Origin of the sequence: Microbulbifer sp. (assembly GCF_051659245.1) — a bacterium.
Classification (GTDB): domain Bacteria; phylum Pseudomonadota; class Gammaproteobacteria; order Pseudomonadales; family Cellvibrionaceae; genus Microbulbifer.
In genome coordinates this window covers 1-14,656 of sequence record NZ_JBOFOC010000193.1, presented here as the reverse complement: position 1 = coordinate 14,656, position 14,656 = coordinate 1, and the positions used below count along the sequence as shown (strand labels likewise).

Sequence of the window (14,656 nt, the reverse complement as noted above, 5' to 3'; positions counted from 1 at the left end):
AGGGGCAAGGCTCAGCCAGCGAGTCCGGCGACAGGAGTGATGGGGACGCTTAATGCGTTCACTTGGGGGTAATTTGCAACAAGGACTGGAGGGAGCGATGTCGATACTGCAGGAAATATTGGTTTGGACTCAAGGGTTGCCTGCATGGAAAAGCGATGCTGTCGCGCGCCTGCTGGCCAAACAGACATTGACGGCGCAAGATCAGGACGATCTATTTGCGCTGCTCAAGTTGGCACATGGCATTCCCGATCCGAAGGGGCGTCAGCCCAAACCGCTCACGGCCGACCAGATTCCGGCGGCGGTCGAAGTGACGACGCACACCGAATTGCTCGCAATGAAGAATATGCGGCACGTCAATGCGATTGCGGAAAACCAGCGATTACCGTTCAGCACATCCGGTATGACCGTCATTTACGGTGATAACGGCTCGGGAAAGTCAGGATATTCGCGTGTATTCAAGCGTGCATGTCGCGCCCGCGATCAGACTGAAGCGATTCATCCCAATGCCCACCTCCCCGCCGGCAAGGCTGGTGTTCCTGAAGCAGTCTTCGAGATTTCCGTTGACGGTGTTGTGAAGGATGTGCAATGGACACAGGGGAAGGCCGCCCCCGCCGAGTTATCATCGTTTACGGTATTCGACACGCGATGCGCACGTGCCTACTTGGACAGTGAAGACGATTTTTCCTATGTGCCTTACGGGCTTGATGTCTTCGAGGGATTGGCGAAGGTCTGCAAGCAGTTGAAGACTATGATTGAAGCAGAGCATGCGCAGTCCGCCGTTGACCTATCTGCATTTGTGCCGTTGCAAGGCGACACATCGGTCGGCAAGCTGATCGCGTCACTGTCCGCCAAGACGGCAAAAACCCAGATCGATGCGCTGGCCAACCTGACCCCTGAGGAATTGGCACAGCATGTGGAATTGGACAAAAGCTTGAAGGAGAACAATCCAAAGGAGAAAGCTGCACAATTGCGCTTGCGGGCGCGCCGTGTTGCAGCCATCGCGGTGAACGCCACCGATAAGGGCGCTCTGGTGGGCCAACTCGTCGTCACCAAACTACGCAGTCTGGCAGATAGCTATCGCACCGCGCAGGCGGCTGCCGCGCTTGCGGCTAAGGAGTTCAAGGAGGGCGAGAACCTATTGCCGGGCACCGGTGGCGAAGTCTGGCGTGAATTGTTCGACGCCGCTCGTAAGTTTGCCGTCGAATCTCACCCAGACAAGGTGTTCCCCGACCTCGGCGCCGATACGCCTTGCCCGCTATGCCAACAACCTCTGGCCGAGGGTGCCGCTCGCTTGCAGCGTTTCGAGGCATTTATCCAGCAAGAAGCCGAGAAAACTTCGCAGGCTCGTCGCGTCGCGCTATTTGCGGAATACAAGCCGTTTATAGCGCAGAACCTGACGCTGAACCTTGACGATGTGACCTACGGCGAAATTGAAGCCCTAGACTCACAACTAGCAGCGGATACCAAGGCGTTCGAGCTATTACTGACAGCTCGCCAGGAAGCCATCAAGGCGGCGGTGCTCTCACACCAATGGGAAGGTGTCGCCCAAGCATTGGTGAACCCGGCGGCGCGACTTCAAGCGTTGGCTGACAAGCTGAACGCCGAGGCCGAAACCTTGGAGAAGGCTTCGGACGAGAAGGCTCGCGCCGCCCTTCAGAAGCAGTTCACGGAACTCGACGCGCGGGTCAGGCTGCGCCAAGTCAGGGATGCCGTGGTCACGACTGTTGGCAAGCTTAGTCATCAGGCGAAACTCACACAGTGTCTCTCCGCCGTCAGGACTAATGGCATCTCGCGGAAGGCATCGGATATGGCGGAGAAGGTTGTGTCCAAGGAACTGGCTGAAGCGCTGAATCGCGAATTCAAATCATTGGGAGTCGGTACGTTAAGTGTTTCCCTCCAGAGCCGCGCCGACAGAGGCAAGGCTTTGCACAAACTGAAATTGGAACTGCCACAAAGCCGCAGCCCTGGCGACATCCTGAGCGAAGGTGAGCAGCGCGCCGTAGCGATCGGTTCCTTTTTGGCCGAAGTCGGACTTAGTGGAGGCAAGGGCGGCATCGTGTTCGATGACCCCGTGTCTTCGCTCGATCACCGCAGGCGAGAGCGTGTAGCGAAGCGTTTGGCCACCGAAGCGGCATACCGCCAAGTCTTCGTGTTCACCCACGACATCTACTTTCTCTGCCTCCTGGCGGAAGAAGCGAGATATGCCGGTGTAGAGATCTCCACCCAAAGCCTGAAGCGCCGTGCCGAGGGGTTTGGAGTAGCCGATCCAGAGCTGCCGTTTGAAGGAAAAAATGCAAGCAAACGGATCGGTGCGTTAAAGGCCCAGCAGCAGTCCATTGCCAAGCTGTACAAGAACGGTGAGGAGCAGGAACATCGCAAGAAAACCGTCGATGCCTATTTTCAATTGCGCATGGCATGGGAGCGCGCCGTTGAAGAGGTCTTGCTGCGTCAGGTCATTCTTCGCTTTCGCAAAGGGGTGGAAACGCAACGGCTCGCCGGCGTCGTGGTCGACGACGAAGACTATGCCCAAGTCAATGCGGGAATGGCGAGGTGCTCGAATTATGCACATGACAAGGCGCTGATGGGTGGAGTCGCCGTCCCCGATCCGGATGAGCTACTTGCCGACATCATGGCGCTGGAAACATGGCGCACGCAGATTGAGAAGCGTAGCGTGGAGACAGCAAAGAAGCGCAAGGCGGCGCCTCTAGTGGCTGCAACATCTGGATGACCGGACTGCACGCAACTCGCGGATCAATTTTGTTCCCCGCTTTAAATGGAAGATCATTTGCTAATCACGGACCAATGGGGTTGGATAGACTCATTTGATTTCTGAGCAAAACTTAGGCCTTGGTTGCCAGTTGTGACGAGACGTATATTGGCCGATTTGTCAAACTATTAAGTGATGGAGTGATCTGGTGTCAGAAGAGAACGCGTTAGATGTAAAACTAAAGCGCATTACTGTAAAAACTGAATCGGGTACGCGTTGGTTCCGAGATGCTGATACTTTCGTTCATTGGGCCAATGAGCAGGCAAAGTTGCTTGCCTTCCTACGCAGGACAAAAAATCAGCATGGGGAGCACCATCTATTACAAAGACTTCAGCAGCCATGGCAACAACTCATTCAGTTTGCACGGCAGCAGGTGAAGCCATTAGAAGGGGAGGAAGAGAAGTATGCAGGGCAGGTAGATAGGTTGACTGAACAATTTAACCAGCAATTAGCTGAGAAACAGCTATTTACAGGTGAGGCGCCATTTGCTGATTTCGTCGTGGATCGTATTGAGGAGCAGGATTATGTCACCGCTGCTGTCGCAATCGCATATTTTATGGAGGAAAATCTATCAAACTTCGATTTTTCACTCGCGGTGGGGTTTCAAAAAACCATGGACTGGGTACGTGGTGCATTTGGAAAGGCAGAGTCTGAAACTCAGTCGTTGGTCCGGCTTCGTGAATCATGGGATGAGGAATTTAAGCGTCAAGCTAAAAATGCCGAGGAAGCTCAGGAGGATATTAACTTGCTGGCGGGAAGAGCTGCTAGTTTTCTGGAAGACCAGCGGAAACGGTTTGATGAAAGAATTGATAAATTTGAAGGCTCTCTGAATGAGACTCTGGTTAAAGCTCATGATGAATTGGTTTCAATTACGCAGACCTATGAAGAAGACTTGGCGCTTCATGCTCCGGTTCGCTATTGGGGGATTCAGGAAAAATATCATCGCAGAAAGATGATCATCTTCGCATGTATTACGGGCGTAGCGACTTTTGTATCTATTGTCGGGCTGATATCTTTCTCTGGATATGTTCTTGATCAGAAGGTGACCGAGATTGTCGTGGGAAAGATAGTGACTATGGGTGTGCTGACAACATTCGCTGTCTGGGTTGTCCGTCTTTGTGCAAACCTGTTTATGTCGCACAGCCATTTGCACACAGATGCCCAGGAGCGCAGAACTATGATTCATACCTACCTGTCTTTGCTGAGAAAGAGAAATGCATTAAAAGAAGAAGAGCGACAATTGATTTTGCAGACGTTGTTCCGTCCCAATACAACCGGAATGATTAAAAATGACGCAGGGCCAGCACATTTGGTTGACCTATTAAACCGGATAACACCGAAAGGTAGCAATTAGACCCAGTAATCTGTTTGGGGCCTTATATGGCTGGGCGCATGTAATCGTGTGGCGTATTTGGATTGACGTTCCATTAACGAATCGCCTTTATGGAGAGAAAAAATGTCTGACCAGGAAGCACCGACAATCAAGATCCACACCACCTTTGTCGAAAAGATCAACTTCGCCTGCCACCAGAGCGCATTCGCCGTGCTGCGGGAGCTGAAGATCGAGAATCCGGACAATGAGCAGGACCTGTCCGAGTTGTCGGTGACCCTGGAGGCCTCGCCGGCATTTCTGAAACAGAAGACGTGGACGGTGGACCGGCTTGCCGCGGGCGGTCTGCTGCCCCTGAAGGACCGCGATCTCGAGCTGGACGGCGGCTTTCTGTTCGGGCTGACGGAGTCCATGCGCGGTGCGGTGACGATTCGCGCAAGCCGTGCCGGTGAAACCCTGGCGGAGCGAGTGATCGAGGTGGAGCTGCTGGCCTGCAACGAGTGGGGCGGTGCCGACTATATGCCGGAGCTGCTGGCCGCTTTCTGCACGCCCAATGATCCAGCGGTGGATCGGCTGTTGGGACAGGCCAGCCAGATACTCAGGAAGGCGGGCAAGCCGGATGCGATCGACGGCTACAAGTCCAACAGCCGGGAGCGGGTGTGGCTGATGGCGTCCGCGGTTTACTCGTCCATCGTCGGGATGCAACTGGGCTACGCCCTGCCGCCCTCCAGTTTTGAGCGCAACGGCCAGAAAATCCGCCTGCCAAACCAGATCGAAACCGGAAAGGTGGCCACCTGCCTGGATACCACGCTGTTGTTCGCGGCCGCGTTTGAGCAGGCGGGCCTCAATCCACTGGTGGTGATCACCGAGGGGCACGCGCTGGTGGGGCTCTGGCTGCAGCCGGAGGACCTGTCCAGCGTGGTGGAGGAGGAGGCGGAGATTCTCCGCCAGCGTATTCCCCTAAACGAGCTGATTCTGATCGAGACGACGCTGGCCACATCGCATCCGGCGGTACCCTTCTCCAAGGCGGTACAGCAGGGCAGCGGGGCTGTGTCCCTGGATAAAGACCACGAGTTTGTCGCGGCGATTGATATTCGCCGGGCGCGGGGGCATCGGATCAACCCGATCAGTCTCAAGTCGCTCTCATCCAATACCATTGGAAGTGGGAACGAAGGGGAGGCTGTCGAGCCGGGGCTGGAGGATGCGCCTCAGTTGCCCTCGAATACCGTGATTCAGGACGGCGAGGTAGCTGAAAGTACACCGGGTGGCCGCCTGGAGCGCTGGCAGCGCAAGCTGCTGGACCTGTCGGCCCGCAATCCGCTGCTCAACCACAAGCCCGGCAAAACCAGCCTGACTTTTGTCTGTGGCGATCCCGGCGCCTTCGAAGACGTGCTGGCAACGGGGGCGCGGATATCCATTGCGCCCTTTCCCAAATTCCAGACACAGGACCAGGACGAAGAGATCTATCGCCAGCGCACCGGGCAGGATTTGAAGGAAGAGTACGCGCGGGATGCCCTGTCGAAAAAGCAGGTGCTGGTCGATCTGACCCGGGAGGAGTTGGAGAAACGCGCCGTCGAAATCTATCGCAAGGCGCAGACGTCGCTGAAGGAGGGCGGCTCCAACACCCTGTTTCTGGCGATCGGTTTTCTGTTCTGGAAACAGCGGGAGAAGGACGACCGCCGCTATCGCGCGCCGCTGATCCTGCTGCCGGTTTCCCTGGAGCGCAAGTCCGTGCGCAGCGGCGTCAAGATTGTGGCCAGCGACGATGAGCCCAGGTTCAATACCACCCTGCTGGAGATGCTGAAGAAAGACTTCGGCATCGATATCAAGGGCCTGCACGGCGAATTGCCCCAGGACCACAGCGGTATCGATGTCGCGGGGATCTGGAACCGGGTGCGGCAGGCGATCAAGGCTGTGCCGGGCTTCGAGGTGGTCGAGGAGGTGGTGCTCGGCCATTTCTCTTTCGCCAAGTACCTGATGTGGAAGGACCTGGTGGATAGGGCTGAGGCGCTGAAGGAAAACCCGGTGGTGAAACACCTGCTGGAAACCCCCAGGGAGCCCTACGAGAGCGATATCCGCTTTGTCGAGCCCGGTGATATCGACCGGGAGTACACGCCCGCGGACCTGTTGACGCCCTTGCCGGCCGACTCCTCACAGATGTCCGCCATCGCCACGGCGGACCGCGGCAAGGATTTTGTGATTATCGGTCCGCCGGGCACCGGTAAAAGCCAGACCATCGGCAACCTGATAGCCCATATGATGGGCAAGGGCAAAAAGGTGCTGTTCGTGTCCGAGAAAACCGCCGCACTGGAGGTGGTGCACCGCCGTCTGAAAGATATCGGCCTGGGGCACTTCTGCCTGGAGCTGCATTCCAACAAGGCGAAAAAGGCCGATGTACTGGAACAGTTGCGGACCTCCTGGAACAGCTTCTCGCAGTCGCGGGTGAGTGACTGGCAGGCGGAGGCGGAGCGCCTGAAAACATTGCGGGACCGGCTGAACCGGGTGGTCAACGCCCTGCACAAACGCCGCCGCAACGGGCTGACGGCCCACCATGCCATCGGCGTCAAGGTGCGGGACGGCGACCTGGCGGCCAAGGTGAAGCTGAGCTGGCCCAGCGCCGATGTTCACGATGAGCGGCAGTTGCAGAAATTGCGGGAAACGGTCGAACTGTTGAGCGTCCAGGCCAGGGCGGTGGGCGAGCTTGTCGATCATCCCCTGAAAATCGTTGCCAACCACGACTGGCGGCCACAGTGGCAGGAAGCGGTAGTGGAGGCCGCCGGACTGCTGAAGGCCAGTGCGGACCAACTCGCCGGAAATCTGGCGGCACTGGAAAAAGCCGCCGGCCTGAGCCTGGGAAATGTCGGGCTGGCCAGGCTTGGGGCTGTCGCGGAGTTCGGCCAGGTATTGCTGGACTCCTACCGCAAGCCGGCCGCTTTTGCGCTGGAACCGGATGCGCCGGATCGCCTGGACGCGCTGGAAGAGGCCGTTGCCCAGCTGAAAGCCTATATCGGGCAGCAGGCCCGCCTCAGCTGCGGCTACGAGGCACTGGCCTGGCAGAAACTCGATGCCGACAGCCTCGAGCGGGAGTGGGGCGAGGCCAACCAGACCTGGTGGCCCAGGAGTTTCTTCGCCAAGCGCAAGGTGCTGAAGCGGATACGCCAGAACGGTGCCCAGGGCGAGCCCGATCCGGATAATGATATTGCGGTACTGAAGCAGATGCGGGATATCGGCAACAATATCGATCGCCTGGATGGCGTGCTGCAGGGGCTGCGCGGCTGGAATTCCTACGACTCCGATCCTCAGGCTATGGCCTCTCTCAAACTGCTGGGCTCCCGTGCCCGCAATGCCGTGGGCAAGCTGGCGGATGATGCGGTCTCCCTGGCCGAGATGCGCTCCAGAATCAGGACGTTGCTTTACGATGCCAACGACCTCCTCGCGCCGGACGCATCCGTCGGCCGGGTGATCGTGGAGTTCCTGGAATCATTGAAGCGCTTCAATGCGATCAAGGAGAAATTTGAGGGCCTGATCGGCAGTGCGCTGGATGCCCATTTGCCCGGTGCCCATTTACCCGGGGATATCCCGGCGCTCGGCGCCACCGGTAGCCTTTGCCGGGAGATTGTGGAGCACCATGCCTCCCTGAAAGACTGGTGTGCCTGGATGCGCAGGCGTTCCGAGGCGTTGGACTGCCAACTGGGGCCGCTGGTCGAGGCGATTGAAAATGGCGGTGTCGAGCCCGGTGAGGTGGCCGATGTTTTCGAAGCGGCCTATTGCGCCTGGTGGTCGTCGGCGGTGATCGGGGAGGACGAGGTACTCAGGACATTCTCCTCGCCCGAGCACGAATCGGCGATCCAGCACTTTAGGGAGCTCGATACGCAATTCAGTGATCTGACGGCGCGGTACATCGCGGCCAAACTCGCGGGCCAGATCCCGGACCCCGAGGACATCAAACGCAGCTCCTCCTGGGGCGTGTTGCGCCATGAGCTGCAGAAAAAGACCCGGCACAAGCCGGTTCGGGAGATGATGGAGACGATTCCGGATGTCGTCACCAATCTTGCCCCCTGCCTGATGATGTCGCCGCTGTCGATTGCCCAGTTCCTGTCTGCGGGGCAGGCGCTGTTCGATGTGGTGATCTTCGACGAGGCCTCCCAGATCACCGTCTGGGATGCGGTGGGTTCCCTGGCGCGGGGCAGGCAGGTGATCGTCGCCGGCGATCCCAAGCAGATGCCGCCCACCAACTTCTTTGCCCGCTCGGATGATGACCCGGATGGCGATATAGACTCCGAGGGCGATCTGGAGAGCATTCTGGACGAGCTGATCGGGGCCAGTATTCCCCAGCGCGTCCTGAACCTGCATTACCGTTCGCGCCGGGAGAGCCTGATCGCTTTCTCCAACAGTCGCTATTACGACAGTTCGCTGATTACCTTCCCGGCGCCGGTCCATCCCGACAAGGGAGTGTCACTGGTACGGCCGGAAGGCTTCTATGCCCGCGGCAAGGCGCGCCACAACCAGGGCGAGGCCAAGGCCATCGTAGCCGAGATAGTGCGGCGCCTGACGTCCCCCGATCCGGCGGTGCACACTCAATCCATCGGCGTGGTGACCTTCAATACGGAACAGCAGACCCTGATCGAGGACCTGCTGGATAAGGCCCGCGCGGACGACCCGTCCATCGAGTGGGCCTTCTCCGAGGAGGCCACCCTGGAGCCGGTATTCGTCAAGAACCTGGAGACGGTGCAGGGCGACGAGCGGGATGTGATTCTGTTCAGTATCACCTATGGCCCCGACGAGGCCGGCCACGTCACCATGAACTTCGGTCCGCTCAACCGAAACGGCGGCGAACGCCGCCTCAATGTGGCCATGACCCGGGCGCGCTCGGAGATGATGGTGTTTTCCACCATGCCGCCGGAGCGTATCGACCTGGCCAGGACACGGGCCAGGGCGGTTGCCGACCTAAAGCACTTCCTGGAATACGCGGAGCGGGGCGCCTCGGCGCTGGGGGCCGCCGTGCACGGCTCCATGGGGGACTTCGAGTCCCCGTTTGAAGTGGCGGTGGCCAGGGCGCTGCAGGGCAAAGGCTGGACCGTCCATCCCCAGATCGGTGTGTCCGCGTACCGTATTGACCTGGGTGTTGTGCACCCGGATGCGCCGGGGCTCTATCTCGCGGGCATCGAGTGCGACGGCGCCATGTACCACAGCTCCGCCTACGCCCGTGAGCGGGACAAAATCCGACAGGCGGTTCTCGAAGGGTTGGGCTGGACTCTGTTCAGGGTGTGGTCCACGGACTGGTGGACCAACCGTGCCAAAGCGCTCGAGGAACTTCATGCCGCTTTGGACCAACATCTCGAAAAGGTGCGGGAAAAATGGGCTCAGAAGGCTCTGTTAGCCGAGGAAGCAGTAGAGCATGCGGCTCCTGAGACCGAGTCCGAAGGGTTCATTAGAGAAGGGTTCAATGCCAATGAAGCTGGCATGGTCACCCGGTATTCCCGGGCAAATTTGTCAGGTTTTTCCATCGACCCCGAACAGTTCTACCAGCCTGGCTATGATGCCTTACTTAAAGACATGGTGCTGTACGTGATCGATAGCGAAGGGCCGATACATGAGGAGGTCCTGGTGCGAAGAATTGCACGCGAACACGGTTTTCAGCGCGCCGGTCGACAAATCCGGGACAGGGTTATACAGGCTGCAGAAGGAAACCGGAAGTGTACGCAAGAAGATGTGGGCAGTTTCTACTGGCCGAATCTGGATGGACGATCCTCCACGCGATTCGCTCGCACAGAGGGAAGAGATGAAGAGACCAAAAAGCTGGACTATATCTGCGCGGAGGAGTTGATCCAGATCCTCCATGTTTGTAACGATAGCGGCCAGTTCGTTGAGTTCTGTCGGGCTCTTGGGGTAGGGCGCCTGACGCAGCAGATGAGAGCCAGGTTGGATACCGTATCTATGCCGGATATATTCAGAAGTGAAGAGGATTGCCCCACGAATTGATGCCTGGAGAAGTTATGCGAATTGTCGAGTCAGCAAGTCAACGATGCCGTTAATCCTTTGGAGGAACTGACGGCGAAGAAGCGCACCCGGCTTTTCAGCTATGCCGCGTACATTGAGATCATCAGCTGGGGCACGGAGCCGCCTGTGAGGTAGATAACTTTCAGGATTGAGGTACCGGCGACACCCACTTCGCCAGCAGGGCTGGCTCCCACAGGTGGGTGCAGTGTTTTGCTCTTGATGGAACGTAACTACTCACCCCCTGCAGGAGGCTGCTTACAGGCGAACAAGAACAGAGCTCCGTAGCCATTCGCCTGCAGGCAGGCTCCTACAAGGTGGCTCCCTTGAACCGGAGCGGGTTCCCTGACCAGACGGGGTCATGACCAGACGGGGTCAGACCAGACGGGGTCAAATCTTGATATTTACACTTTGCGGGGTTGAGCAGCGAACCTATCGGGTTGGAGTCGATTGATTACAGAGGCCTTTCAAGCAAATGAGATCCAGTCGTTACAGCCCGCCGCTCACCCTCACCCCGGCCATCGCCACCCGGCTGGCGGAAATTGCCGAGGCCGTGGGTCGCGTGGCGGCGCGGCTGGAGTAGGCCGGTAGCTTGCGGTTGCGGCGAGTCAATCGCATTCGCACCATTCACGGTTCATTGGCCATTGAGGGCAGTACCCTCAAGGAGGAGCAGATAGCCGCCATTCTGGAAGGCAGGCGCGTAAGTAATGATCTGCTGGCGGTGCACCGCTCCCCCTGCTTCACCGGGCGGGGGCGGGGCGGTTTCCACGGCAGGGGAAAGCGATCTTGTTTTAAGTTAAGGCCCAATGTTAAAATAACGAGCTTCGCAATTTTAACTTCAGCACGGTATGGATCGGGATCTTCAGGGCAGGTATGTGACCATTTCGACGGTCGGGGAAAAGGCGCAGGCCTTTGTTCCCGCCCCTTTGCCACCGGCGCCGCCCATCGAGTGGAGCCCCGAACTGCGCGGCAAATTCGACCAGGCGCTTTTGGCGCTTGGGCGCCTGGACAGCATTTCGAGCCTGCTGCCGGACACATCACTTTTCCTGTATATGTACGTGCGCAAGGAGGCGGTTCTTTCTTCCATGATCGAGGGCACCCAGTCCTCGCTATCGGACCTTCTTCTCTTTGAGTTGAACGAGGAGCCCGGTGTCCCCCTGAACGATGTGCGGGAAGTCAGTCACTATGTGGCGGCACTGCATCACGGCCTGGCACTGCTGGAGTCGGGTCTCCCTATTTCGCTGAGGCTGTTCCGGGAAGTGCATGGGGTACTGCTGAAGCAGGGCCGGGGAAGCCACCAAACCCCGGGAGAGTTCCGCCGAACGCAAAACTGGATTGGCGGTACCCGCCCCGGCAACGCCGCCTTCGTGCCGCCGCCACCCGGGGAACTGCTGGATTGTATGAGCCAGTTGGAAGCTTTCCTTCACGACCAGCCCGTAGCCACGCCGGTGCTTTTGAAGGCCGCGTTGGCCCATGTGCAGTTCGAGACAATTCACCCGTTTCTCGATGGTAATGGCCGCCTGGGGCGTCTCCTGATAACCCTGCTGCTCTATGAGCAAAAAGTGATGCGGGAGCCGATGCTCTATCTGAGCCTCTATTTCAAAACGCATCGCCAGCAATACTATCACCTGCTCAACCAGGTCAGGTTGAGCGGAGATTGGGAAGCCTGGCTCGACTTTTTCGCAGAGGCTGTGACTGTCACGGCCAATCAGGCAGTTGATACGGCACGGCAGCTTATGGACCTGTCGCATCGGGATCGGGCTAGGATCGAAGGCCTGGGGCGCGCCGCTCCGGCTGCATCCAGGGTCCACAGGGCCCTTATGGAGCACCCGCTGGCTACTTCGGGGCGGCTTGTTGAGCAGACCGGTATGGTTCCGGCAACAGTCAACAAGGCGCTGGAACGCCTGCAGCACCTCGGAATCGTCGAGGAACTGACGGCGAAGAAGCGCAACCGGCTTTTCAGCTATGCCGCGTACATTGAGATCATGAGCCGGGGCACGGAACTGCCTGTGCGGTAGATAAGCACCGCCGGTGCGCGGAAACCCAGAAACAATAAGTCGGGGTAACTGCTCCCCCCTCTCCCGCTTGCGGGGGAGGGGCCGGGGGAGGGGGAGAGGGGGCTGTCGGGGTGTTTGAGCACCTGTGCGGCGATGCGCCGCGGTCCACCCTGGCGGCCAGAGCTACCTGCGAAGCGCCCTTCTTCAAACCCGGCCGAGAACAGGGCTATCACCGCGCCGGGGCGTTTCCCGAGGGCCGTGATGTGTAGTTCTGGCAACCCGTTGTTTGTAGTTATGGCTCAAGGTAGAATGTAGATATTGTTCTCTATCAGTTTAAAATAATTCCATATATATCAATAGGTTGATGGATATGTTTGTAGATATGGTGGTGAGGTTGTGGGATTTGATCTGAGGCTAGTCAGCCCTGATTTTGATTCTCCGCTGACCGATACGCTGATCGAGCTGAATCATCTGCGGCGGTTGCGCCTGGACGGCACCACGGCCCCCTGGATTTTTTTTCAGCTCAAGAACATCTTCCATATCCTGGAAAGCGTGGGCTCGGCCAGGATCGAGGGCAACCGCACGACGATTTCCGAATACATCGAGAAGAAGATAGAGAACAAGGAGCGTTCCAGTGAGCGCTTCTCGGAGATTTCCAATGTCGAAGCCGCCATGGACTTTATTGAGCAGAACATCCATGAAGGGGCGGATATTACCCATCATTTTGTCCGTGAGTTGCATCAACTGGTGGTCGATGACCTGGAGCGCGAGGGCGACAGAACGCCGGGCGCCTACCGCACCTGGAACGTGGAAATCAGCCAGGCCAAGCACGTTCCACCGGACCATCTTGCCGTGCAGCCTTTTATGGATGAACTGCTGGCGTTCATCAACACCAGGGGCGCCGATAAATACGATCTGCTGAAAACCGCTGTCGCCCATCACCGTTTTGCCTGGATTCACCCCTTCGGCAATGGCAATGGGCGGGTGGTGCGCCTGCTGACCTATGCCTTGCTGATCAAGTACGGCTTCAACGTCACGGAGGGCAAGATACTGAACCCGACGGCGGTGTTCTGTAATGACCGGGATATTTATTACCAACGGCTGGCCGAGGCGGATACCGGCACCGATGAAGCGATTCTCAACTGGTGCGACTATGTGCTCGGCGGCATCCTTGAAGAAGTGACCAAGGTCAACAAACTGCTGGATTTTGACTTTCTCTACAAAAAGATTCTGGTGCCCACCCTGAAGCTGGCCATCGAGCGGGGGTATATCAACAACGAGGAAGCCAGGGTGCTGAGTGTTGGTATCAAAAAGCAGCACTTCAAGGCGGGGGAGTTGGATGAAGCGCTGAAAGGGCAGACAGCCCGGCAGCGCACCCACCTGATCGCAAAAATGAAGGAAGCCGGTTTTATTCGCCCTCTCAAGGAAAAAGGCCGCACTTATTGCGTGAGCTTCATGAATAACTTCCTGATGAGAAGCCTGGTGCAGGTTCTGGAGAAAGAGCAGTTTATCCCGGCGATTAACCAATAACGTAACTACTCACCTCAACAGTCCCCTCTCCCCCATTGGGGGAGAGGGTTAGGGAGAGGGGGAAGGGAGAGTAGTTACCCAATAACAGGCTTTTGCGGGAAGATTGATATGCTGCCAAGTCTTGTCAGCACAGAACTACAGGACGAGATTCACCGCTTTCTGCACAGCGCTTTCCCCGTCGCCACCCCCTGGTTCCAACGGCCCGGGACGGGGGCAGCTCGCCCCATGCGGTGATCGACAGCTTGGTTGCCGAGTCGGGGGCGCTCTTCAAGGGCCCCTGGCTGGATATCCGCCTGGCGGAAGCCGGCAGTGTTCCCCTGCGCCACCTCCAGATTCCCTTTACCTCCTACCAGCACCAGTTGAAGGCATTCCAGCGCCTTACCGGCGATGCGCCCCGGTCTACTCTGGTGGCGACGGGCACCGGCTCCGGTAAAACGGAATGCTTGATGTTCCCGCTGCTGGATGATGCCCTGCACCGCCGCGAGCAGGGCATCAAGGTCATTGTCATTTACCCGATGAACGCCCTGGCCACGGACCAGGCGCGGCGTTTTGCCGGGGAGGTGGCCAAACTGGATACCAGGATCACCGTTGGCCTGTTCGTTGGCAGTGAGAGCGAGTCCCAGACAACCATGGGGCCGGAGAATGTGATTACCTGCCGCAGGACACTGCGCCAGAATCCCCCGGGTATCCTGCTCACCAACTTCAAGATGCTGGATTTCCTGCTGATCCGGCCCAAGGACCGGGCGCAGTGGCGCTTTAACTCGCCGGGGATGCTGCGCTATCTGGTGGTGGATGAACTGCATACCTTTGACGGCGCCCAGGGCACGGACCTGGCCTGCCTGGTGCGCCGTCTAAGAACCTGTTTGAGATCTTTCGCAAATATCCGATACTGGGCGGATGAAACGGAAGAAATACCCCAGCGATATCACCCGGGAACAGTTTGAGGCCGTCAGGCCGTTACTGGAGAACGCCAGCAAGCGCACCAAACCGCGCAAAGTAGACCTGTACGAAGTGTGGTGTGCGGTGCTCTACCTG

The 14,656-nt window shown here is 58.0% G+C and carries 7 protein-coding genes; all 7 read left to right on the top strand.

Annotated elements, in window-relative coordinates:
* Window positions 1-97: 97 nt before the first annotated feature.
* Window positions 98-2,728 (top strand): AAA family ATPase, encoded by a 2,631-nt coding sequence (locus ACRC0P_RS18220; protein ID WP_438632727.1) that lies wholly within the window; start codon window positions 98-100, stop codon window positions 2,726-2,728.
* A gap of 187 nt (window positions 2,729-2,915) precedes the next feature.
* A complete protein-coding gene (locus ACRC0P_RS18215) occupies window positions 2,916-4,121 on the top strand; it encodes a DUF6161 domain-containing protein (protein ID WP_438632726.1) in 1,206 nt (401 codons plus the stop codon).
* A gap of 102 nt (window positions 4,122-4,223) precedes the next feature.
* On the top strand, window positions 4,224-10,079 hold the full coding sequence (locus ACRC0P_RS18210) for a DUF3320 domain-containing protein (RefSeq protein ID WP_438632725.1): 5,856 nt from the start codon (window positions 4,224-4,226) through the stop codon (window positions 10,077-10,079).
* Between the two features lie 890 nt (window positions 10,080-10,969).
* Window positions 10,970-12,112 carry a Fic family protein gene (locus ACRC0P_RS18205; protein ID WP_438632724.1) on the top strand — a complete coding sequence of 381 codons (1,143 nt, stop codon included), beginning with the start codon at window positions 10,970-10,972 and terminating at the stop codon, window positions 12,110-12,112.
* A gap of 375 nt (window positions 12,113-12,487) precedes the next feature.
* The gene (locus tag ACRC0P_RS18200; protein ID WP_438632723.1) at window positions 12,488-13,621 is read left to right on the top strand and encodes a Fic family protein; all 1,134 of its coding nucleotides are present in this window, start codon (window positions 12,488-12,490) and stop codon (window positions 13,619-13,621) included.
* Between the two features lie 230 nt (window positions 13,622-13,851).
* A complete protein-coding gene (locus tag ACRC0P_RS18195) occupies window positions 13,852-14,565 on the top strand; it encodes a DEAD/DEAH box helicase (protein WP_438632722.1) in 714 nt (237 codons plus the stop codon).
* Window positions 14,519-14,656, top strand: a 138-nt coding sequence (locus ACRC0P_RS18190) for a transposase (RefSeq protein ID WP_438632738.1), incomplete at its 3' end; no start/stop codon positions are given. The genes ACRC0P_RS18195 and ACRC0P_RS18190, both read left to right, overlap by 47 nt.

What these genes read in the sequence shown, in the direction of transcription:
- ACRC0P_RS18220 (WP_438632727.1), top strand. Translation starts at nt 98, where the DNA reads ATGTCGATACTGCAGGAAATATTGGTTTGGACTCAAGGGTTGCCTGCA.
- ACRC0P_RS18210 (WP_438632725.1), top strand. Translation starts at nt 4,224, where the DNA reads ATGTCTGACCAGGAAGCACCGACAATCAAGATCCACACCACCTTTGTC.